Annotated in this window: 18 protein-coding genes, 1 tRNA gene and 1 pseudogene; 7 read left to right on the top strand and 13 right to left on the bottom strand. The window is 74.3% G+C overall.

Annotated elements, in window-relative coordinates; translation table 11 throughout:
• The first annotated feature begins 39 nt into the window (after positions 1–39).
• Positions 40–1,140: an LLM class flavin-dependent oxidoreductase gene (locus IG74_RS0125835; RefSeq protein WP_030681986.1), complete on the top strand. Its 1,101-nt coding sequence runs from the start codon at positions 40–42 to the stop codon at positions 1,138–1,140.
• 187 nt (positions 1,141–1,327) lie between these two features.
• Here the strand turns inward: IG74_RS0125835 and IG74_RS0125830 are convergent, their stop codons facing one another.
• Positions 1,328–3,184 (bottom strand): putative bifunctional diguanylate cyclase/phosphodiesterase, encoded by a 1,857-nt coding sequence (locus IG74_RS0125830; RefSeq protein WP_037826064.1) that lies wholly within the window; start codon positions 3,182–3,184, stop codon positions 1,328–1,330.
• A 367-nt stretch (positions 3,185–3,551) separates the two neighbouring features.
• On the opposite strand from IG74_RS0125830, the pseudogene IG74_RS48140 reads away from it, so the two are divergent.
• A pseudogene (locus tag IG74_RS48140) lies at positions 3,552–4,790 on the top strand (M6 family metalloprotease domain-containing protein); the annotation flags it as partial.
• Positions 4,791–4,810: 20 nt separating this feature from the next.
• On the opposite strand, the gene IG74_RS0125810 reads toward IG74_RS48140, so the two are convergent.
• From IG74_RS0125810 to IG74_RS0125780, 7 genes are all read right to left on the bottom strand, one after another.
• A tRNA-Lys gene (locus IG74_RS0125810) sits at positions 4,811–4,884 on the bottom strand.
• On the bottom strand, positions 4,875–5,477 hold the full coding sequence (locus IG74_RS48780; protein WP_030681977.1) for a bifunctional DNA primase/polymerase: 603 nt from the start codon (positions 5,475–5,477) through the stop codon (positions 4,875–4,877). The genes IG74_RS0125810 and IG74_RS48780 overlap by 10 nt, the downstream gene beginning before the upstream one ends.
• Before the next feature lie 150 nt (positions 5,478–5,627).
• Positions 5,628–5,975, bottom strand: coding sequence for a hypothetical protein (locus IG74_RS0125800; RefSeq protein WP_030681973.1), 348 nt, complete (start codon positions 5,973–5,975; stop codon positions 5,628–5,630).
• Between the two features lie 162 nt (positions 5,976–6,137).
• Positions 6,138–7,484 carry an AAA domain-containing protein gene (locus IG74_RS0125795; RefSeq protein WP_030681970.1) on the bottom strand — a complete coding sequence of 449 codons (1,347 nt, stop codon included), beginning with the start codon at positions 7,482–7,484 and terminating at the stop codon, positions 6,138–6,140.
• Positions 7,481–9,070: a hypothetical protein gene (locus tag IG74_RS0125790; RefSeq protein WP_030681968.1), complete on the bottom strand. Its 1,590-nt coding sequence runs from the start codon at positions 9,068–9,070 to the stop codon at positions 7,481–7,483. The genes IG74_RS0125795 and IG74_RS0125790 overlap by 4 nt, the downstream gene beginning before the upstream one ends.
• Positions 9,071–9,212: 142 nt before the next feature.
• Positions 9,213–10,379 (bottom strand): hypothetical protein, encoded by a 1,167-nt coding sequence (locus tag IG74_RS0125785; protein WP_051855389.1) that lies wholly within the window; start codon positions 10,377–10,379, stop codon positions 9,213–9,215.
• Positions 10,273–11,385 (bottom strand): phosphatase PAP2 family protein, encoded by a 1,113-nt coding sequence (locus IG74_RS0125780; protein WP_030681962.1) that lies wholly within the window; start codon positions 11,383–11,385, stop codon positions 10,273–10,275. The genes IG74_RS0125785 and IG74_RS0125780 overlap by 107 nt, the downstream gene beginning before the upstream one ends.
• Positions 11,386–11,678: 293 nt before the next feature.
• Here IG74_RS0125780 and IG74_RS0125775 point away from each other — a divergent pair, with 293 nt between their 5' ends.
• On the top strand, positions 11,679–12,275 hold the full coding sequence (locus tag IG74_RS0125775) for a histidine phosphatase family protein (RefSeq protein ID WP_030681959.1): 597 nt from the start codon (positions 11,679–11,681) through the stop codon (positions 12,273–12,275).
• Between the two features lie 12 nt (positions 12,276–12,287).
• On the opposite strand, the gene IG74_RS0125770 is transcribed toward IG74_RS0125775, so the two are convergent.
• Positions 12,288–13,709, bottom strand: coding sequence for a hypothetical protein (locus IG74_RS0125770; RefSeq protein ID WP_030681956.1), 1,422 nt, complete (start codon positions 13,707–13,709; stop codon positions 12,288–12,290).
• A 572-nt stretch (positions 13,710–14,281) separates the two neighbouring features.
• Here IG74_RS0125770 and IG74_RS0125765 point away from each other — a divergent pair.
• Both IG74_RS0125765 and IG74_RS0125760 read left to right on the top strand, forming a co-directional pair.
• A complete protein-coding gene (locus IG74_RS0125765) occupies positions 14,282–14,629 on the top strand; it encodes a hypothetical protein (protein WP_030681955.1) in 348 nt (115 codons plus the stop codon).
• A gap of 78 nt (positions 14,630–14,707) precedes the next feature.
• Positions 14,708–15,571, top strand: a complete 864-nt coding sequence (locus IG74_RS0125760; RefSeq protein WP_030681952.1) for a spermidine synthase — start codon at positions 14,708–14,710, stop codon at positions 15,569–15,571.
• A 19-nt stretch (positions 15,572–15,590) separates the two neighbouring features.
• Here the strand turns inward: IG74_RS0125760 and IG74_RS0125755 are convergent, their stop codons facing one another.
• Complete coding sequence (locus IG74_RS0125755) at positions 15,591–16,133, bottom strand: hypothetical protein (RefSeq protein ID WP_030681949.1); 543 nt, start codon at positions 16,131–16,133, stop codon at positions 15,591–15,593.
• 131 nt (positions 16,134–16,264) lie between these two features.
• On the opposite strand from IG74_RS0125755, the gene IG74_RS0125750 reads away from it, so the two are divergent.
• Together IG74_RS0125750 and IG74_RS0125745 are read left to right on the top strand one after the other, a co-directional pair.
• Positions 16,265–16,951, top strand: a complete 687-nt coding sequence (locus tag IG74_RS0125750; RefSeq protein ID WP_030681946.1) for a response regulator transcription factor — start codon at positions 16,265–16,267, stop codon at positions 16,949–16,951.
• The gene (locus IG74_RS0125745; protein WP_030681944.1) at positions 16,948–18,369 is read left to right on the top strand and encodes a sensor histidine kinase; all 1,422 of its coding nucleotides are present in this window, start codon (positions 16,948–16,950) and stop codon (positions 18,367–18,369) included. The genes IG74_RS0125750 and IG74_RS0125745 overlap by 4 nt, the downstream gene beginning before the upstream one ends.
• Before the next feature lie 165 nt (positions 18,370–18,534).
• Here IG74_RS0125745 and IG74_RS0125740 read toward each other — a convergent pair whose 3' ends face one another.
• The 3 genes from IG74_RS0125740 to IG74_RS0125730 are packed head-to-tail and all read right to left on the bottom strand — an operon-like array spanning position 18,535 to position 21,972.
• Positions 18,535–19,980, bottom strand: coding sequence for a GH1 family beta-glucosidase (locus IG74_RS0125740; RefSeq protein ID WP_030681942.1), 1,446 nt, complete (start codon positions 19,978–19,980; stop codon positions 18,535–18,537).
• A 57-nt stretch (positions 19,981–20,037) separates the two neighbouring features.
• On the bottom strand, positions 20,038–20,979 hold the full coding sequence (locus IG74_RS0125735) for a carbohydrate ABC transporter permease (RefSeq protein ID WP_107059019.1): 942 nt from the start codon (positions 20,977–20,979) through the stop codon (positions 20,038–20,040).
• 9 nt (positions 20,980–20,988) lie between these two features.
• Entirely contained in the window at positions 20,989–21,972 is a 984-nt protein-coding gene (locus tag IG74_RS0125730) for a carbohydrate ABC transporter permease (RefSeq protein WP_030681937.1), read from the bottom strand.
• Between the last annotated feature and the right edge of the window lie 11 nt (positions 21,973–21,983).

The raw sequence follows: 21,983 nt of genomic DNA, 5'->3' as shown, positions 1-21,983 counted from the left end.
GACCAGGCAGACCGCAGGAGGCCCCAAGTGCCAGTGGACATGGACGCGAACGACGGCGACGGCATCAGGGCCGAGCCGAGGGGCACCGCCCCCGCCCCCCTCTCCGTCCTGGACCTCGTGACCGTCGGCTCGGGCCGCACCGCCACCGACGCCCTGCGCACCAGCGTCGCCCTCGCCAAGCTCGCCGAATCCCGCGGCTACCACCGCCACTGGGTGGCCGAGCACCACTCGATGCCGGGCGTGGCCTCCTCGTCCCCGGCCGTGATCCTCGCGCACCTGGCCGCCCACACGACCCGCATCCGGCTCGGCTCGGGCGGCGTCATGCTCCCCAACCACGCCCCGCTCGTCATCGCGGAGCAGTTCGGCACCCTGGAGGCCCTGGCCCCGGGCCGCGTCGACCTCGGCCTCGGCCGGGCCCCGGGCACGGACGGCGCCACCGCGGCCGCGCTGCGCCGCACGGACCGGCTCGGCGAGGGCGCCGACGACTTCCCGCAGCAGCTCGCGGAGCTGACCCGGTTCCTCGACGACGACTTCCCCGACGGCCATCCGTACGCCCGGATCCACGCGGTCCCGGGGCCGGTCCAGGCCACGTCCCCCGGCGGCGTCCAGTCCCCGCACCGCCCGCCGGTCTGGCTGCTCGGCTCGTCCGGCTTCAGCGCGCGGCTCGCCGGAGTCCTCGGCCTGCCCTTCGCGTTCGCGCACCACTTCTCCGCGCAGAACACCCTTCCGGCGCTCGACCTGTACCGCGAGTCGTTCCGCCCGTCGGCGGTCCTCGACGCCCCGTACGCCCTCATCGGCGTCTCCGCGCTGGCCACGGACGTGGAGGAGGAGGCCCGCCGCCAGGTCAGGGCCGCCGCCCTCAACATGATCCGGCTGCGCACCGGGCGCCCCGGGCTCGTGCCCACGCCGGAGGAGGCGGCCGCGCACCGCTTCACAGAGGCGGAGCGGGACTTCGTGACCAGCTGGAACAGCAACGTCATCCACGGCACCGCCGACCAGGTCCGCGCGGGCCTCGACGACCTGGCCAAGCGCACCGGCGCCGACGAGCTGATGCTCACGGCCAACGCCCACAGCGGCGAGGTACGCCTGCGCAGCTACGAACTGGTGGCGGACACCTACGACCTCCCCAAGGCCCCGTAGGAGAGGCCCCTTAAGGGGCGCGGGGCTGTGTCGACATGCGGCTCCGCCGCGCGGGCGCGCTCAGCCACAACGAGCCCGCAGACGCCCGACGGCCACAGCGCACCACATCCAGGGAAGCGGGGTGCCGCCCCCTCACGGGGGTGGGGGCGGCACCCACGTACGGCAGCCACGCACGGCGCCCGAGGCGTCACGCCCCGGCGGCAGCAAGCCCCTCCGTCGTAAGGATCTTGGAAATCCGCTCGGCGGCCACGGCCCGGGAGTACAGCCAGCCCTGCCCGGTGTCGCAGCCGATCCTGCGCAGCCGCTCCGCCTGCCCCGAGGTCTCCACGCACTCGGCCGTGACGGTGAGCCCGAGCTGGTGGGCGAGGCGCACCATGGCCTCGACGATCACCTCGTCGGCCGGGTTGACGTGGCCCTCGCCCTCCTCGTACTGGAAGCCCCGGACGAAGGACCCGTCCAGCTTGAGCACGGAGACGGGCAGACGGCTCAGGTAGGCGAGGTTGGAGTAGCCCGTGCCGAAGTCGTCGATGGCGATGCGCACGCCCATGTCGCTGAGGGCCTGGAGGGCCTGGAGCGGGCGCCCGGCGGAGCCCATCACGGCCGACTCGGTCAGCTCCAGCTGGAGCAGTTCGGGCGCGAGCCCGGTCTCGGCGAGGATCTCCGCGACGTCCGCGACGAGGTCGGAGTCCCACACCTGCCGCACGGCGACGTTCACGCTCACGAACACCGGCTCCCGCTCGGGGTGTTCGAGCTGCCAGCGGCGCGCCTGGCGGCAGGCCGTGCGCAGCACCCAGCGGCCCAGCTGCACGATGGATCCGTCTTCTTCAGCAAGTCCGATGAACCGATTCGGCGTGAGCAGTCCGAACTGCGGATGATCCCACCGCACCAGCGCCTCCACGCCGCGCAGACCGCCGTCGTCCATGCCCACGAGCGGCTGGTAGTCGAGCACGAACTCGTCGCGCTCGACGGCGGGCCGCAGCGAACTGGCGAGCGCCTGGCGGGTCATGCGGTGCGCGTTGCGCTCCGGGTCGAAGAGCGTCCAGCGGGCCTTGCCGTCGGTCTTCGCCCAGTACAGCGTGGTGTCGGCGGCCTGCATCAGACCGGTCGTGGTGGTCCCGGCGGCGCGCCGCTCGACGACGCCGATGGACGCCGAGAGGGAGAGCCGCTGCCCGGACAGGTCGAAGGGCTCCTGCAGGGCCCGCAGGGTCGCGTCGGCCAGCTCCGCGAGCTGGTCGGTGCCCGTGGAGTCCTCCACGAGGAGTGCGAACTCGTCCCCGCCGAGCCGCGCCACGAGCGGCGCGGACGTCCTGCCGTACGCGGCCCGGTCGGCGCAGCCGGTCAGGCGCTCGGCCACGGCGGCGAGCAGCCGGTCGCCGACGCGGTGCCCCAGGGTGTCGTTGACCGCCTTGAACCCGTCGAGGTCCAGGTAGCACAGGCCGACCCGGCCCGTGCTCGTGTCGTCGTACGCGCCCGCCTCAAGGGCGGTGGCGAGCCGCTCGAAGAACAGCGCGCGGTTGGGGAGCCGGGTCACCGGGTCGTGCATCTGGAGGTGGCGGAGGCGCGCCTGGAGGTCGCGGCGGGCGCTGATGTCGGCGGCGGCGAGCAGCACCGTGCCCGGCGCCTGCCGCTCGTCAGGCAGCGGCGAGACGGTGATCTGGGTCCACAGGGAGTGCCCGTCGGGGTGTTTGAGCCGGCGCGTGCAGCGCAGCTTGGCCTGGCGGCCGCGGAGCACCTCGTGGTACGCGTGCCAGGCGCGGGCGTCCGACGCCAGGTCCACGAGGTCGGCGGCGACCCGGCCGGGCAGTTCGGCGTGGTCCGCGCCGAGCAGCCCGGCGAACGCCTCGTTGGCGCAGACGACGAGCCCTTCGCGGTCGACGACGGCGAGGGGGAGGGGGGCCGCGGCGAAGGCCGCGCGGTAGTCGGCGGTGTGCTGGACGGAGTGCCCGGCCACACCGCAGCATTGATTACGCTCTGTGACGGCAGGCCGGGTGCGGCCCGGTGCTGTGACCGCTGTGGCAGTCGGCCCTTCAGACGTTCCGTTCACCGCTTGCTCCCGCAGTGCGATCGATCGAGCAGGTCGATGGGGCCCCTGTTCCTGGCGGGTCTGGGGAGGCGATCGGCCGCACACGCGCGGCCGACGGGGCCCGGAAAGTGTGCCGATCATAGAGGGTGGCCCGCATCGCCTCCAGCCGCCGCACCTCGCGGAGGCGGCCCCGGAGTCCGCGGCAGATCGTTTCTGCTCGGCCCGACCCCGCTTTCTTTCTGCGACGACCGCTTGTGACGGTGAGTGAGCGCCGGGAGTGTCGCCTTCTCGACCATGTTCACTCGGTCAGGTCAGACAAACTGGGCGAACTTCAACAAACCACCACAGGGTGGGTGGGGTGTCCCGCATTCCGCACCCTGAGGTCGACGTGGAGCGTCAGCTCTCCCCTTGGCGGCTCACCCGTGGCGGGGAGCGGCTGCGCACCGCGGCCACGCTGTTCACCTGCCTGGCCGCCGTCGCCGCCACGTCCCTGGTCGCGGGCCCCGCGATCGCCCACGGCGCGGCGGGCCCGTGCGCCCTGCGCCGCACGGCCGCCCACCACTCGGAGGGCCTCGACACCTGGAACGCCGCCTATCCGCGCCCCACCCGGAGCCGCGACGCCGTCATGGTCTTCCTGTCGTTCCCGGACTCGCCACCGGCGACGACGCCCGCGGAGCTGGCCGCGGACTACTTCCCCGAGACCAGCGACTTCTTCACGCGTGCCTCATACGGGCGGTTCCGGTTGCGCGCCCATCCCCAGTCCGAGTGGATCCGGATGCCCAAGGCGTCCACCGCGTACGCCATAGAGCGCGACTGGAACGCCCAGCGGCGCGCCTCCTACCTGCGGGACGCGCTGGCCGCGGCCGATCCGCACGTGGACTTCTCCGCGTACGACATCGTGTACCTCGTGGCCGACCCGGACGCGCCGGGCGTGGACTCGGACGCGACGAAGGTCGTGAACTTCGACCGGCCGATGCGGGCCGACGGCGCCTCGATCCGCCGCATCGTCACGGTCTTCGAGCGCCATCCGCCGGACCGCAACGTCCTCGCGCACGAGACGGGCCACGTCTTCGACCTGCCGGACCTGTACCACCGGCCGACCGACGGCGAGGGCGACTGGGACACGCACGTCGGCGACTGGGACGTCATGGGCAGCCAGTTCGGCCTGGCCCCTGACCTGTTCGGGTGGCACAAGTGGAAGCTGGGCTGGCTGGACCCGCGCCAGGTGGTCTGCGTGCGGGGCGGCGGCCCCCGGAGGCTGACCCTCGAACCCCTGGCGGCCCCGGCCCGCGGCGGCGTCGGCGGCACCAAGCTCGCGGTGATCCGCACCGGCCGGGGCAGCGCCGTCGCGATCGAGGCCCGGGGCCCCGCGGGCAACGACCACGCGACGTGCAGCGAGGGCGTCCTCGTCTACCGCGTCCACAGCGACACGGCGTCGGGTCGTGGCCCCGTCGAGGTCGTGGACGCTCACCCGCGCACCGAGGCGTGCTGGAGCGAGTCGGTCTATCCGCCGCTCGCGGACGCGCCGGTGCGCGCGGGGGAGAGCTTCACGGTGCCGGGCGCCGGGGTCAGGATCGAGGTCGCGGACCGTACGCGGTCGGGCGGCTGGACCGTCGAGATCACTCCGGCCCCTCGCCATCGTCATCGTGCGCCGCCAGGGACTCGAACCCCGGACCCGCTGATTAAGAGTCAGCTGCTCTAACCAACTGAGCTAGCGGCGCCTGCTGACGTCGTAGACCTTAGCATCCTGATCGCCGGAGGGAAAAATCGATATACGCACCGCCGGTTCCGCGGTGCCCCGGGCGGCCCGTACGCAGGCCCACAGGACCACCTCGGGCCCCGGCAGCCAGGGGCTGCGGGTGTCGGGGGCGACCACCCAGCGTGACCCGCTCCGGTCGTCCTCGGTCCGTGCGAGCGGCGGCACGGTGACGGCGTCCCCGGCCCCGTGGCAGAGCAGCGACGGCACGGCGGAGCCCCACTCCTCCCAGCGCAGCAGCGAGGGGAGGCGCTGGGCGGTGCCCGGCGCGGTGAAGAGCAGGACGCGGCCGCGGTGCACGGCGACGGGCCCCGACCCCGGCCCCTCGTGCCAGAGCCGGTCGACCATGCGCCGCCCGAACACGGCGGGCACGCTCACCACGTCGAAGGCGCTGCCGCAGGACAGCACGGCGGGCTCGTGGGGCCGGGCCCGCCAGTCGGCGAGGACCCTGCGCGGATACGTTTCCGCGGAGGTGAGCCAGGTGGCGCCGTCGGCGGTCACGTCGGCCGCTGAGCCGAACGCACGGGGCTGCGGGCTGTGGGGGAGGGTGAGGCTCATGACGACTACGTGTACCGGCGGTGAGCGCTCTGTTCCGCAGAGTTCCCGAAGCTCGGGACAGCGGCCGTGCGGGTGGGGTACCGTGCGCCCTCGGCATATGCCAGAGGGGCTTCTCGGGGGCTTCTGGGAGGCGTGGACGCGGGGCGGGGCCTACGGGGTGCCCGAGGCGTCCCGGCGGAGCAGGTCCCGGCCGAACTCCACCATCTTCTTGGCGTAGTCCTCGGTCCACTGGGCGCGCTCGGCGATGTCCGCGGGGGTGAGCCGGTCGAACCGCCGCGGATCGGCGAGCTGCGCGGCCGCGATGGCCTGGAACTCCACGGAGCGGTCCGTCGCCGCCCGGAAGGCGAGGGTCAACTCGGTGGCCCGGGCGAGCAGTTCCCGCGGGTCCTCGATGGACTCCAGATCGAAGAAGTGCTCCGGGTCGGCGGCGGCTTCCGCGGGCTCGAAGAGCAACGGCGCGGGGCGCATGCGCTTGCCCTGGGCCTCGGACTCCGCCATCTTCACGTTCCTTCCCTCGTACGCCACGTGCCGCGACCCATTGTCCCTTGCCCCGCAAGAGGCCGCGGACTGCGCCCCGTCACCCCCGCAAGCGTGCCGGACTCCGTCCGGTGGTTGGGCGGTGATGCGCTGGGTGCCGGTAGGACCGGTGCCGACGCGTGATCAGGGACGCCAGGGCACCCGGTGCTCGGCCAGATGCGACCACGTCGTCATCATCGCGTCCCACCCGTCCGGGAACTTCACCGTCACGCCCAGGCGTACGGGCTCCGTCGACGGGTGGTCGTCGAGCAGTGAGTCCACTCCGGCCCGGCAGACCACGACGCACGCGTGCCGGTGTCGCGAGGTGAGCACGCACAACCGCCCCGTCTCCAGGTGGAACGCCGTCGCGTCCGGGCGCCCCGACAGCGGGTGGAGGATCACCGTGACGTCGAACTCCCGGCCCTGGAGCCGGTTCGCCGTGTCCACGGTCACGTCCACCACGCCGAGCGCGGCGAGCGCGGCGCGCACCGCCGCCGCCTGGTCGCGGTGCGCCGTGCCCACCGCCACCCGGTCCGCGGTCAGCGGCACCGGCTCCGCCGCGCGCTCCGACGTGGCCGCCCCGCCCCGGTCGAGCAGCCGCCGCACCACCTGGGCCACGGCCCGCACCGCCTCCGGGTCGGTGCGCGGCGTGTGCCGGGCGGGCAGTTCGAGCAGGCCCCACCCGGAGGCCGCCGCCTCGTCGATCACCCGGTCGGGGCCCGACCCGTCCGACGGCACGGCGAAACGCAGGGCCCGGTCCCCGGGCCCCGTACCGCTGCGGAACGGCGTGAACGGATAGAACGCGTCCGACACCAGCGGCGCGGCCGACGCGGGCAGCCGCCACGACACCGGCAGGCGGTGCTGCGGCAGCTCGGGATTGTGCGCGAGCAGCGTGGACACCGCGCTGGCCGACGGGTCGTAGGCGAGCCCGGCCCACTGCTCGGCCTCGGCGATCGCGAACGGGTCCAACTGCCCCGGGTCGCCCACGAAGAGGGCCCGCTCGAACAGACCGGCCACGGCGAGCAGCGCGTCGGACCGCATCTGGTACGCCTCGTCGACGATCGCGTGCCCCCACGGCTCGACGCCCCGCACGTGCGCCCACTTCGCGGCGGTGGACACCACCACGTCGAGCCCCGCGAGGTCGGCGGCCTTCGTGGACTTCTGCACGTTCGCCAGGCCGTCGAGCGCCTTGTCGTACGGGTCGGAGTCGCTGCTGTGCAGACGCCCCACCGGCAGCTCGGGGTCCTTCTCGGCGAGGCGCTGGACCAGGTCGTCCACCTGGGCGTTCGTCTGCGCGATCACCATCAGGGGCCGGCCCGCGGCGGCCAGTTCGCGGGCGGCCCGCACGACGAGCGTGGACTTGCCCGCGCCGGGCGGCGAGTCCACGACGACGCCGCGGTGCGCACCGTCGAGCGTGTCGCGCAGGATCGCGTCGGTGGCGCGGGCGGCCGCGGCGGACGGGTCGAAGGCGGCGGGGGCTGCCGGGGTCACAGGGTGTCCTCCGCGGTCACGGGGTCGGGGGTCTCGGCGGTCGCGTCCGGCGGGCCGCCGTGCGTCCAGGGGGTGTCCGCCGGGTCCGGCAGCTTCGGGCCGCCCCGCTGCTCGTGCTCGAACAGCGTCCAGCACAGCCGGTCGCCCGCCGCGGGCACGGAGCCGGGCTCGGGCTCCTTGCCGCGCCCCATCTTGTCCACGATCCGCAGTACCAGCAGGTCGTCGGCGCCGTCGTACGTCACGAAGTGCGCGGTCTGCGGCTTGCCGTCCAGGGAGCGGTACGCCTTCACGCCCTCGTCCAGGTGCGGCCGGTCGGCCGTGCGCACGGTGACCAGCGGGCGCGGGCGCGGCGACTTGCCCTCGCTGTACGCCATCACGACCTGGGTGACCTCACCGGCGAACGCCTCGCCGCGCAGCCGCCGCCCGGCCATCACCAGCGGGTCGTCGAGGGCCTCGTGCGCGTCGAGCCGCGCCTGCTCGCGCTCGCGCGTGGCCAGCTTCTGGGCCGCCGTCACCGCGTCGTCGAGGCGCGGCTGCGGCGGCTCGCCCGCGGCGACCCGGTCGCGGTGCGCGGTGTACGACCAGCGGTCGCCGCGCCACCGGTCCTCGGCGTGCGCGGCCTCCGGCAGCGTGCACAGGGCGTCGAGACCGCGCCAGACCGCGTCCCAGGTGGGCCGGGTGCGGCTCTCCACGAGGGCGCGGACCTCCCGCTCGGCGGCGGTCAGGGCGGCCAGGCGGGCGTCGGCCTCCAGGCCGTCCTCGGCGGCGGCGAGTGCCGTCCGCGCGCGGTCGTAGGCCTCGATGGCCGGAGCCAGCAGGTCGTTGTCGAACGCCGGGTCGGTGGCCGGGCCCGCGGGCGGGCACAGCAGCTGCCCCGCGGCGTCCCTCGCCAGCTCGGCGCGCAGCGCCGCGGCCGCGCCCGAGGTGCCGTCGGGCGCCTCGATCCAGGCGAGCAGCGCGCCCAGGTGCTGCTCCTCCAGGCTGGACTGGCCCGTCGCCCAGTGCCGTGCGAGCAGGTCCGTCATGGCGAGCAGCAGCGACGCGCCGGGCACGCGGGCCCGCTCCCCGAAGTGCGTCAGCCAGCGCCCGAGCAGTGGCACGCGCGGCGGCGCCGGATGCGGGGTGTCCGGGTCCTGCTCGGCGGTGCGGCGGAACCGCATGGAGCGGCCGAGCAGCCGGACGAACTCGACGCCCGCGCGGCTCGGCACGATCAGCTGGGGCGCGTCCGCGCACAGCTCGACCTCGACCTTGACGCGCTTGCCGGTCTCCGGGTCGGTCTCCGTGCGCTCGGCCGCCTCCACGTCGTCGCCGTACGCCTCCACGTACGGCAGTACGACGTCGGCGAGCCGGGCGAGGAAGGCGAAGCGGAGGTCGCGGTCGCGGGGCTGGGGGACGACGAGCAGGTGCGGGGCCGTGCGCTCGGTGCCGATCAGGGCCCCGAGCGGGGCGCCCGCCTCCCCGGCCGTGGTCAGCGGGACCAGGACCAGAGGGCGCTGGGACAGGTGCCGGTGACGGACCGTGGCCCGCGGCTGAGCCCGCCCACTGGCCGTCGCTTCGAGCCGGGCCAGGTTGTCGATCAGAGTCATGTGTGGGGCCTCGGGGTCCTTGTCTGCGGGGCATCCAGCCCGTCCGGCGTTTGAGGACGAGGCGCGGAGCGCCGACAAACGGGGGCACGGGGGCGGAGCCCCCGGTTCGGGAAGGGGCGGGCCTGGGGCGCCCCGCGAGGGATCAAGCGGGCCTCCCCGCCAGGGCCTCCGCGCGCAGCGCCCCGGCCGCCCGCAGCGCGGCCACCGCAGGGTCAGCCGGATCCCCGGCTTCGCCCCGGGCCGCCGCCAGGGCCTGGTCCACGGTGTGCAGGGCGCCGAGCTCGCCCCGCAGCGACCGCCCCAGCGCCGTCACCTCGCCCTCCGCGCGGGCGCGGGCACGGCAGTGGAAGGCCAGCTCGCAGGCCGCCAGGCACTCCGGCGCGTAGGTCGCGGGGACCGCCTCGACCGCGGCGGTCAGCTCGGCGGCGGAGCGGGTGACGTCGAACGTGGTGCCCGGCGGAAGCGCGGCCGCGATGTCCTCGACGCGGGTGAGCCGGGACAGCTGGCGGCGGGTGACGGAGAGCTGCTTGCGGATGTCGACGGGGGACGCCGTCGGCAGGTTCGAGAAGTCCTTGGGGCAGACCAGGAGGACCTGGTGGCGCACCCGGGGCGCCGGGTCGTCGAGCCGGGCGGCGAGGTCCTCCAGGGCGAGGGCGTACACCGCTGCCTGCCGGGCGGCGGCGCCCACCTTCGCCGCGTCCGCCGAGCCGTCGATCATCGGGAAGGACTTGATCTCGACGACCGTCCACGTCCCGTCCGGGGCGATCACCACCGCGTCCGGTTCGAGGAAGGCCGGCGTGCCCGCGACGTCCAGGGCCAGCATGGGGTGGTCGAGCAGCGTCCAGGCCCCGGCGGCCGTGGCCTCGCGCAGGGCGAGCTCCGTGCGGGTCGCGCGGCCCACCGGGCCCGCGGCCGTGAGGTCCGGCACGCTCGCCTCGCCCGGCACCGGCTCGGGGCCGCCGCCCACGCGCGCGTGGGTGAGCCGGAGCAGCTCCGCGCCGCCGTCCGCCTTGACCCGCGCCTCGAAGGCGTGCCCGCGCATGAACGCGAACTGGGACTGCCCGAAGGCCGAGGGCGCGCCGAGCGAGCGCGCGAGCTCCGCCTTGGGCACCCCCGCGCCGTCCAGGAGCGCGCGTCTGTGGCAGCCCGGATTCGCCGCGAGCGCGGCGAGGGCGCGGGCGTCGAGCGGCTGCGCCGGTACGTCAGGTCCGCGCAGCTCCGCCAGCCGTCGCCGCAGCGCCGTCCCCGCTGTCCGCGGGGCGGCCTGCCGGTCGTGCGCTCCTCGGGCCGCGGGAGCCGGACTCGGCACCGAGCTTGCGCTGATGGGGAATTCGCTCACCCGCGGAAGTCTGGCATCCGCCACTGACAACGGAGGCGTGTGCGCCGGAAGTGGCGCTCGTGGCCCGCACCGGGTGCTCGTCCGCGCCCTCGGCTGGCGCGGTGCCGCCGGACCCGGAACCGGAACCGGAACCGCCGGAGCCGAAGCGGCCGGGCAGCGCCGCCGCGACGACGGGCCGCAGCCGGGACTTGGCACGCTCCGCGAGCCGCTGCACCGGCTTGACCAGGAGCAGCCCCACGAGCATCACGGCGACGCCCGCGACCGCGTCCAGGAAGTAGTGGTTGGCGGTGCCCATCACGACGATCGTGGTCAGCAGCGGATAGGCGACCGCCGCCGTCTTCGCCACCGGGCCGCGCCCGTACCGCCACAGCATCACGCCGCACCACAGGGACCAGCCGACGTGCAGGCTCGGCATCGCCGCGTACTGGTTGGTCATGCCGCCGAGGCCCCGCGGGGCGCTGGCCTGGCCGCCCCACCAGCCCCAGTCGCTGTACTGCGCCATGGTGTCGACGAACCCGTGGCCGGAGTCGAGCAGCCGCGGCGGACAGGTCGGCATCAGCGAGAAGCCGACCAGGCCGATCAGCGTGGAGACCATCAGCCAGGTGCGGGCCGCGGCGTAGTGCACGGCCCTGCTGCGGAACAGCCAGATCAGGATCAGCGGGGTGACCAGGTAGTGCAGCGACGCGTACCAGAAGTCGGCGGGGACGCCGAGGGACGCGTGGGCGGTGAACAGCCGGTTCAGCGGGTGTTCGAGGTTGAGGTTGAGGGCCTTCTCGACCCGCAGGATGGACAGGCCGTGGTCGACGGCCGTCGTCACGTCGCCGCGCGCCAGCAGGCGGCCCGCCGAGTAGGCCCCGTACACCAGGAGGATCAGCGGCAGCTCGGTCCACCAGCGCAGGCGGAGGCCGGGTACGCCCCGCACCCGGTGCCCGGATATGCCGCCGTTGCCGGCGCCCTGTGCCTCGGTCTGCGGCATCCGGTGGGTCCCCCATCTCAGTTCGCGCTGTTCTCACTCAGTTCTCACGGCGTACGGCCGCTGGGTCACTTTACGGCGTACGCGAAGGCCGACGAGCCATCCCCTGGTGGTCATAGACGCAGAGATCGGCGCGCGGGTTGCTCTTCGCGGGCGTGAGTGATGATGGAGGGAAACAGAAGGGCACATGAGGGAGCGGACAATCACTTGTCCGCTTTTGTCCTAGCCGATTTCTGACATATCGCTTCGCCTCACTGCTCCCTGCTCCACCCCCGCTCCTCCTAGGAAGGCTCCTCATGGCACCGCGCATCCTGCTGGCCCGGCACGGACAGACGGAGTGGTCGCTGTCCGGCAAGCACACCGGCAGGACCGACATCCCGCTCCTGGACGAGGGCAGGCGCGGCGCCAAGCTGCTCGGCGAGCGGCTGCACCGGGCGCCCTACGACGGCCTCCCCGGCGTCGAGGTGCGCACCAGCCCGCTGTCCCGCGCGCGGGAGACGTGCGAGCTCGCCGGGTTCGGCGACCGGGCGGCGGAGTGGGACGCCCTGATGGAGTTCGACTACGGCGCGTACGACGGTCTGACCCCGGCCGACATCCAGGCGATCCGGCCCGGCTGGTTCATCTGGCGCGACGGCGTACCGGACGGCGAGACCCTCGCGCAGGTCTCCGCGCGCGCGGACGAGGTGATCGACTGGGCCCGCGGCGCCGACCGGGACGTGCTCGTCTTCGCCCACGGCCACATCCTGCGCGCCATCGGCGCCCGCTGGCTCGGCTACGACATCGCCTTCGCGTCCCGCATCCGGCTCAACCCGACGTCCCTCTCGGTCCTTGGCTGGGCGTACGGGGAGCCCGCGCTCGAGTCCTGGAACGAGACCGGGCACCTGGGCGGCTGAACGGCCGCACCGTCAGGCACGCGCGCGGGACGCGTGGTGCTCCAGGAAGTCGGTCACCCCGCTGGCGCGCCGGTGCGGGAGCAGCACGCGCGCGGTGGTGGCGAGCATCCCCTGGATGCGGGACGACTGGACCTCGTCGAGCAGCGCGAGCACCCGCAGGCCCGCCGCCGCCGCCTCGTCCGGGCGGCCCGCGCGGGCCAGGTCGTCGGCGAGCTCGGCGGTGTACAGGGCGATGTTCCGGGTGAACTCGGGCGTCTGTGCCGCCGCCACGTCCGCCGCCCGGTGCGCGTGCCGCGAGGCGCGCTCCCAGTGGCCGAGCGCCGACCAGCACTGTGCCTCCAGGCCCGCCAGCTCCGCGGGCCCGTAGAACGTCATCCACTCCGGGTCTTGCGCACCGGGACCCCGGTCGAACAGGGCGTGCGCCTGGGACAGGGCCCGCTCGCAGCCCGCGCGGTCACCGAGCCCCGCCCAGCCGCCCGCCTCGCGCAGCGCGATCAGGGACAGCAGCCGGGGCGAGGCGACGTGCCGGGCGGCCCGCGCCGCGGCCTGCGCCGCCCGCACCGCCTCGCGCGGGCGCCCGGCGTCGCGCGCGAGGAACGCCGTGTTGCAGAAGGCGTGCGCCTCAAGGGCGGGGTCCCCGGCCATCCGGGCCGTCGCGAGCGCCTCCGCGTAGTGCGAGCGGGCGTCGTCGAAGCGGCCCGAGTCGTGCGCGAGCCAGCCCACGGAGATGGCCAGCTCGCCCGCTCCCGTGTACAGCCGGTCCGCCGTGGACCGGCGTGCGGTGCCCGCGTCGAGCAGGGCGTAGGCGGTGCGCAGCGGAGTGGCGGCGCGCCGGTAGAGGCCGTCGGCGCCGTGCCGGTCGTCGAGCAGCCGGATCCTGCGGACCGCCTCCTCCACCGCATACACCTCGGCCTCGCCCGCCGTGCGGGGGCGTGGGACCGTGCCCGCCGCGGCTTGCGCGGTGCCGCTCAGGGGCAGCGTCGTCAGGGATGCGGCCGCCACGGTGGCTGTGCCGCTGGTCATGAATGCGCGACGCCGCACGTCGCTCTCCTCGTCGCAGTGGTTCTGTTCGTGGTGCCGGAGCCCGCCCTGGGCGGGGATGCCGCCCAGGCCGTGCGCCGCGGGCGCGTCGGCGTCCGTGCGCGCCCCCCGGCCGCGGACCGCCGAGCGCGGCGCGAAGCCGAGGTCCGTCAGCGTCCGGCCGGGGAACATGTGCAGGAACACCCGCTCGTACGCGTAGTTGGGGCAGCGGATCTCGCCCGCCTCGACGCGGCCGACGTACCGCGCGTCGCAGCTGACCCGCTCGCCGATCTCACGCGCGGCCCGCCGCACCAGGGCCGCGAACTCGCCCGGTGAGCGCTGCCCGCGCAGCCGCCTGAAGGCGAGGTTCGGCCGCGGCGGCGGAGTGGACGAAGCCCTGGAAGACGACGCCATGCCGGATCCTCTCGTGGGGACCGAGGCCCTCTCGTGGGGGGACCGTGCCGACGAACCGCTGGAGTCCCGCGCCGCGCGTCCCGCCCCCGCGCTGCCCCGTGGCCCGGCCGTGTCCCGGCGGAGCAAGAAAGTACCCTCTGTGACCCGGCGATGACGTGGAGTTTGGCTACAAACCGGATATCTCATCCGTGATCTGCCATGAACTGCCATCCTTTGCGGCGGCGTGGCGCCGTAGCCGTTGACGCGGTCGCGCGTTGAACCAGTGCGGAGAGGGAGCGAAGCGGCTTCCGCCCTGGCGAGGAGGGGTTCCCTTGTTGGAGGTCGGCATGGAGAACAGCGAATCTGGGGGCTCACTGACCACGGCGCGGCACTGGCCGAGCCAGGACCGCAGCGCCGGACCCGGCGGCGGCGAGCCGTGCGGCCCCGCCCATCCCGGGCCCCGGAGTCACGAGCCGTACGTACGGCACGCCCCGACCGCCCCGCATACCGCGCACACCGCCTACACCCCGTACAACCCCCACACCCCGTACGCCACGGCCGGTGTCGCCCACCTCGCCCACGAGCACTGCGACCTGGTGACCGTGCCCGCGCGGCAGGGCCTCGAAGCCGTCGACATCCTGCGCCGGGGCGCCGGGGAGGAGGCCGTGGGGCCCGTCCTGCACGACGGCGGCTGCGACACCCTCGGCTTCCTGGTGCCGCCCGGCACGGCGGCCGCGTGGGACCTGCCGGGCAGCGCCTGCACGCAGACCTTCGGCGGCAGCGGCACCGACGTCCAGGACCCGACGCCCCCGCCCCCGGTCGCCGGCACCGGCTGGCTGGTCCCCCCGGGCGCGACGGACCCGGTGACGGACCCCGCAGCCCTCCGCGCGGCCCTCGGCGAGGCCCAACGCATGATCGAGGCAGCGGACAACTGTCGTTGACCCAGGTCTTCGAGCCCGTCCGGCGTTCGAGGACGAGGCGCGGAGCGCCGAAAAGCAGGGGCGCGGGATAATGGCCCGATGGCGAGGAACAGACGGGGCCGGCAGACGGCGCGGGAAGCCGTGGTCGAGGAGGTCGACGGCGGACTCGCCGAGCTGCTGCCCGACCGGGACAGGGCCCAGGCCTGGACCCTCGTCATCGACGGCGCGCCCCAGTCGTACGTCGACCTCGACGACCCCGCGTACCTCGACTTCGAGTACCAGCGCAGGCTCGGCCACATCGCCGACCTCGCCGCCCCGCCCGGCAACCCGCTGCACGTGCTGCACCTCGGCGGCGGCGCCTTCACCCTCGCCCGCTACATCGCCGCGACCCGCCCCCGCTCCACCCAGCAGATCGTCGAGCGCGACACCGCCCTCGTGGGCCTGGTGCGCCGCGCGCTGCCCCTCGACCCGCAGGCACGCGTGCGGGTGCGCGGCGCCGACGCCCGCGAGGGGCTCGCCAAGGTGCCGGACGGCTGGGCGGACCTGGTGATCGCCGACGTGTTCAGCGGCGCCCGCACCCCCGCGCACCTGACGTCCGTGGAGTTCCTCGGCGACGTACGCCGCGTCCTGAAGGCCGAAGGCCACTACGCCGCCAACCTCGCCGACGGCCCGCCGCTCGGCTATCTGCGCGGCCAACTCGCCACCGCCGCGGCCGTCTTCCCCGAGCTCGCCCTCGTCGCCGACCCCGCCGTGCTGCGCGGCAAGCGCTTCGGCAACGCCGTGCTCCTCGCCTCCGCGCGCCCCCTGCCCATCGCCGAACTGACCCGGCGCAGCGCGAGCGACCCGCACCCGGCGCGCGTCGAACACGGGCGCGCCCTCGTCGACTTCGGCGGCGGGGCGGCCGCCGTCACCGACGCGAGCGCGGTGGCCTCGCCCGCGCCGCCGCCCTCCGTGTTCCGCTGAGCACGCCCGGGGCCGCGGTTCAGTACGTCGTGACGTCGACCCGTGGCGCCCGGTCGTGCCACGCGCAGAACACCGAGACGCGGTCCGCGCCCGACGTGAACTCCACCCGGATCCACGCCGGGGCCTTCCACACCTGCATCGACCAGCCCGTCGCGGGCGACGCCGACACCAGCGTGGCGGCGTCCCCGCCGAGGTCGAACACGACCCGGCCGCCGTCGGTGGAGTAGGTCTTCACCTGGCCGGGCGGGGGCTTGGCGGGAGGGGACGTCCGGGGCGCCGGGTCCCGCGGCTTCGGCGGCTTCGGTGACTTCGGCGGCTTCCGCGACGGCTCGGGGGCGGCGGCGGACCGCGACGGCTTCGAAGGCCGCACGGCGGGTTCCGGTTCGGGCCGGTGCGTGGACGACGACACCGCGCCCTCCGGGTGCTCCGCCGCGAGCGGCAGGGCGCGCGGCGGATCGTAGGCCGTGCCCGCCATCACGGTGTGCACGCCCCACCACGACAGCGTGACCGCCGCGCCCGTGGCGAGCGACCACGCGCCGGCGTGCAGGAGACCTCTGCGCATAGCGGGCCATGCTGCCCCACCGCCCCCGCCGTGACCAGAAATCACGGGCCCCGTGGGGGACATGACGCCCATGTCCGGGCCAAAAGTCCCATGCGGCACCGGTGCCGTCCGCATGGCGTACGGTGCCGCCCATGGCTCGTGTGCTCGTCGTCGAGGACGACCAGTTCGTCCGCTCGGCCCTCATCCGGCGTCTGTCCGACGCCTCCCACACCGTACGGAGCGTCGGCACCGCCCTGGAGGCGCTGCGCGAGGTCGCCCACTTCCGGTTCGACGTGGTGATCCTCGACCTCGGGCTGCCCGACCTGGATGGCGCGGAGGCGCTCAAGATGCTGCGCGGCGTCACCGACGTACCCGTGATCGTGGCGACCGCGCGCGACGACGAGGCGGAGATCGTCCGGCTCCTCAACGACGGCGCCGACGACTATCTGACCAAGCCCTTCTCCGTCGAGCACCTCTCCGCGCGCATGGCCGCCGTGCTGCGCCGCGCCCGCGGCTCCGGCGCGTCACCGGCGAGCCGGGTGCTGCGCGTCGGCGGCCTCGCCATCGACCCGCTGCGCCGCCAGGCCGAGCTGGACGGGGCGCCGCTCGACCTGACGCGGCGCGAGTTCGACCTGCTCACGTTCCTCGCCGGGCGGCCCGGCGTCGTCGTGGCGCGCAAGGAACTCCTCGCCGAGGTGTGGCAGCAGAGCTACGGCGACGACCAGACCATCGACGTCCACCTGTCCTGGCTGCGCCGCAAACTGGGCGAGACCGCGGCGAGCCCGCGCTATCTGCACACCCTGCGGGGCGTCGGCGTGAAGCTGGAGCCGCCGCTGTGAGGTGGGCGCTCGTGAAGGTGTGCCTGGCCGTCACGACGATGGTCGTGGCCGCCTTCGCGGTCCCGCTGGGCCTCGTCATCCAGGAGATGGCCCGCGACCGCGCCTTCTCCAACGCCGAACGGCATGCCGCGGGAATGGGCCCCACGCTCTCCATCACCACTGACCGCGCCGAGCTCACCCGGGCCGTCGCCACCTCCGAGGCGGGCGGCGAGGGGCGCATGGCCGTGCACGTCCCGGCCGTCGGCGAACACCCCGCGCTGACCATCGGCGACCGCCGCGCCCACTCCCACGACGTCGCCGCCACGCGCGAGCAGGGCCGGGCCAGGACCGTCGCCGCGCCCGGCGGCTACGCGCTGCTCCAGCCCTTCGCCATCGGCTCGGGAGAGATCGCCGTCGTCGAGATCCACGTGCCGGAGAGCGAGGTCAGCAACGGCGTGACCACGGCCTGGCTGGTGCTCGCGGGCGTCGGCGTCGGGCTCGTCATCGGCTCGGTGGCCGTCGCGGACCGGCTCGGCGTCCGCATGGTCCGGCCCGCGCGGCGCCTGGTCGGCGCCGCCCGCGACCTGGGCGAAGGCAAGCTCACCGCGCGCGTGCCCGAGGAGGGCCCCACCGAACTGCGCCTCGCCGCCGTGGCGTTCAACTCCATGGCCGACCAGGTCGTCCACCTCCTCGCCAACGAACGGGAGCTGGCCGCCGACCTGTCGCACCGCCTGCGCACCCCGCTGACCGTGCTGCGGCTCAACGCCGCCTCCCTCGGCGACGGGCCCGCCGCCGAGCAGACCCGGATCGCCGTGGAGAAGCTGGAGCGCGAGGTCGACACGATCATCCGTACCGCCCGCGACGCCAAGCCGCGCACGGTCGCGGGCGGGCACGGCGCGGGCTGCGACGCCGCCGAAGTGATCCGCGAGCGCATGGAGTTCTGGTCGGCGCTCGCCGAGGACGAGGGGCGCGAGGCGCGCGTCGCGGGCGTGGAGCGGCCGGTGTGGATACCGGTGGCGCGCGCCGACCTGGTCGCCGCCCTCGACGCGCTGCTCGGCAACGTCTTCCGGCACACCCGGGAGGGCGCCGCCTTCGCCGTGGACGTGCACAGCGGCGAGGACGCGGTGATCGTGCTCGTCTCCGACGCGGGCGACGGCATCGCCGACCCCAAGGCCGCCCTCGCGCGGGGCAACTCCGGTGGCACGGACGCCACGGCCGCCGCGGACGGCACGCCCCGCGCGGTCGGCTCGACCGGGCTCGGCCTCGACATCGCGCGCCGCCTCGCCGAGTCGACCGGCGGCGACGTACGGATCGGCCGCTCGGTCCTCGGCGGCACGGAGGTGCGGCTCTGGCTCCAGCGAGGTGCCGTCCGGCCGTCGGTGGGCCGCCGGGCGGCGCGCGCGATGGTACGCCGCCGACGCCGCACCCCGGCGCGCTAGCTCCCGCGGGGTGCTCCCGCCCGGCCTTAACGACCCCCGATGCCTTCCTTAAGTCCGGCATAAGGGCCGCTTCGGCGGCCCGGACCAGGGCTAACGTGCTGCACGGATCCCCCCCACGGGAACGCGTGCCCCGGCCACCCCCCTCCGGCCGGGGCACGCATCCGTTCACCCCTCGGCCACGTCCGGTGGCAGCTCGCCGCTCGCCGCGACCTGCGCGTACCAGCGGGCGCTCGACTTGGGCGTCCGCCGCTGCGTCTCGTAGTCGACGTACACCGCGCCGAAGCGCTTGCTGTAGCCGTACGCCCACTCGAAGTTGTCCAGGAGCGACCACAGGAAGTAGCCGCGGACGTCGGCGCCCTCCAGGATCGCCGCGTGCACGGCGGACAGGTGTCCGTGCAGGTAGCGCACCCGGTCGGGGTCGTGGACCGCGCCGCCCTCGGGCTTGTCGTCGTAGGCGGCGCCGTTCTCCGTCACGTAGAGCGGAACCCCGGGGGCCTGAGCGGTGTATTCGAGGAGAAGGTCCTTCAGTCCTGTGGGGTCCACCGGCCAGTCCATGGCGGTGAGTTCGCCGGGCGCGCGGTGGAAGGAGACCAGGGAGTCCGCGCCCGGCCAGGGGGAGTGGTCGCCGCCCCCGTGCCCGTCGTGGCGCGGGGCACCGGAGGGGGAGGCGGCCGACACGACAGCGGGGGAGTAGTAGTTGATGCCGAGGAAGTCCAGCGGCCGGCGCGTGACGTCCAGGTCGCCGTCGCGCACGAAGGCCCAGTCCGTGACCCGCGCGGTGTCCGCGAGCAGGTCGTCGTCGTACGTGCCGCGCAGCATCGGCCCGGTGAAGACCCGGTTGGCGAGCGCGTCGATCCGGCGCCGCGCGTCCAGATCGGCGGGCGACGAGGTGAGCGGGCGCACCGCGCTCGGGTTGAGGCTGACCCCGATCCGGGCGCGGGCGGGCAGCGCCGCGCGCAGCGCCCCGGTGCCCAGGCCGTGCGCGAGGTTGAGGTGATGGGCCGCGCGCAGGGCGGCCGCGGGGTCGGTGCGCCCGGGGGCGTGCACCCCCGAGCCGTAGCCCAGGAAGGCGCTGCACCAGGGCTCGTTGAGGGTCGTCCACAGCTCCACCCGGTCACCGAGCGCCCGGGCCACGATCCCGGCGTACTCGGCGAAGCGGTGGGCGGTGTCCCGCTCCGGCCAGCCGCCGCCCGCCGCGCCCCCGCCGGGCAGCGCCGATTCGAGCTCCTGGGGCAGGTCCCAGTGGTAGAGCGTCACCATCGGCGTGATGCCGTGCGCGAGCAGCTCGTCGACGAGCGAGCGGTAGAAGTCGAGCCCGCGCTGCACGGCGGGCCCGCGCCCGGTGGGCTGCACCCGGGGCCAGGACACCGAGAAGCGGTAGGCCTTGACCCCGAGGTCCGCCAGGAGCCGCACGTCCTCGCGCCACCGGTGGTAGTGGTCGCAGGCGACGTCCCCGGTGTCGCCGCCGAGGACCTTGCCCGGCGTCCGGCAGAAGGTGTCCCAGATCGACGGCGTCCTGCCGTCCTCCCGCGCGGCCCCTTCGATCTGGTACGCGGCGGTCGCGGCACCCCACAGAAAGCCGGGGGGAAACCGCAGGTTCGCATCGGGCATGGAGGCGCTCCCATGGTTCGTACGGATGGGGGAGTGGAGGGGCGGGAAGGGAGGGGGTCACCCCTTGACGGCGCCCTGCATGATCCCGCCCACGATCTGCTTGCCGAACAGGACGAAGGCGAGCAGCAGCGGCAGCGTGCCGAGCAGCGCGCCCGCCATGATCACGGACTGGTCGGGGATCTGCCCCCGGCCGAGCCCGGCCAGGGCGACCTGCACGGTGGGCTCGCCGCCCTGGGTGAGCGCGATGATCGGCCAGAAGAAGTCGTTCCACGCCATGACGAAGGTCAGCATGGCGAGCACGGCCATCGCGGGCCGCGCCGCGGGGAAGACCACGTGCCAGATCAGCCGCAGACTGCTGGCCCCGTCCACCCGCGCCGCCTCGATCAGCTCGGTGGGCAGCGCCTCGATGAGGTACTGCCGCATGAAGAACACCCCGAAGGCGCTGACGAGCGTCGGCAGGATCACCGACTGCAGCTGATCGGTCCAGCCGAACTCGGCGATCATCATGAACAGCGGCACGACGCTGAGCTGCGGCGGCACCAGCATCGTGCCGATCACCAACAGCAGCAGAAGCCCGCGGAAGCGGAAGCGGAGCTTGGCGAAGGCGAAGCCCGCGAGGGTGGAGAAGAGCACCGTGCCGATGGTGATCGTGCCCGCCACCACCAGCGTGTTGAGCAGGGCGGTGCCCATGTTGGCGTCGGTCCAGGCGATCTCCAGGTTCTTGAAGAGGTTCCCGCCGAACCAGAACGGGGGCGGTGTCTGGGCAAGGCGCGTATTGGTCCGGGACGCGGCGATCGCCGTCCACACCAGCGGGAAGAGCGAGCCGATGGTGAAGAGGACCAGCACGGCGTACGTCAGCTTCCCGCCGTGCAGCTGCCGTCCTGCCCCGCGCTTGCCCGGGCCGCGCCCGCGCCGCACCGGGCCTGTCCCGCGCCCGCCGGGGCCTGCCCTGCGTCCGCCGGTGCGCGGCGCACCGCGCGTCTGCGTCACGTCGGTCATGTCATCCCCTCACGCGCTCTTGCGGATCCACCGGCTGACCGCCCAGTTGAGCAGGCCGATCAGCACGAGAATGAGGAACATGGTCCAGGCGATCGCCGAGGCCCGCCCGAGGTGCTGGTTGAACCAGCCCTGCTCGTACAGATACAGACCGAGCGTCTGGAACTGATGGTCCGAGCCACCGGTGGGGCTCGCGCCCTGACTGAAAAGGAGCGGCTCGCCGAACAGCTGCGTCGCCCCGATCGTCGACACCACACAGGTGAAGAGGATCGTGGGCCGCAGCGACGGCACCGTCACATGCAGGAACTGCTGCCAGCAGCTCGCCCCGTCGAGCGCCGCCGACTCGTACAGATCGTGCGGAACGGCCTGCATCGCGGCGAGGTAGATCAGCGCGTTGTAGCCGGTCCACCGCCAGATCACGATGGCGGACACCGCGAGCTGCGCCGTCCAGTCGCCGTTCTGCCAGTCCACGGCGTCGATCCCGACGAGCCCGAGCCCCCAGTTGATCAGCCCGTGATCGGTCCTGCTGAACATGAGTACGAACACGAGCGTCGCCGCGGCCACGGACGTGGCATAGGGAGTGAGGATCGCGACCCGGAAGAACATGGACCCGCGCAGCCGGTAGTTGAGCAGGTGCGCGAGCCCCAGCGCCATAAGGAGCTGCGGCACGGTGGAGAGGAGCCCGATGGTGAAGGTGTTGCGCAGCGCGTTCCAGAAGAAGTCGTCGTCGAGCAGCCGCGAGAAGTTGCGCAGGCCCACCCACTCCATCTCGGTGGGCGCACCGAGCTCCACCCGGTGCAGCGAGGCCCACCCCGTGTAGAGCAGCGGAAAGAGCCCGAAGGCCACGAAGAAGAGGAAGAAGGGCGCGATGAGGGCGTAGGGGCTGAACCGCACGTCCCAGCGGTAGCGGCGGCTGCGCCGCGCCCGGCGGCGCTCGCCCCGGGCCGTGTCCTCCGCCGGGGCGGGGGACACGGCCGTCTGGGCGTCACTCGGAATGTCGGTCACCG

Source organism: Streptomyces sp. NRRL B-1347, assembly GCF_000720325.1.
Taxonomy (GTDB): Bacteria; Actinomycetota; Actinomycetes; order Streptomycetales; family Streptomycetaceae; genus Streptomyces.
This window is presented reverse-complemented; position numbering and strand designations above follow the sequence as displayed.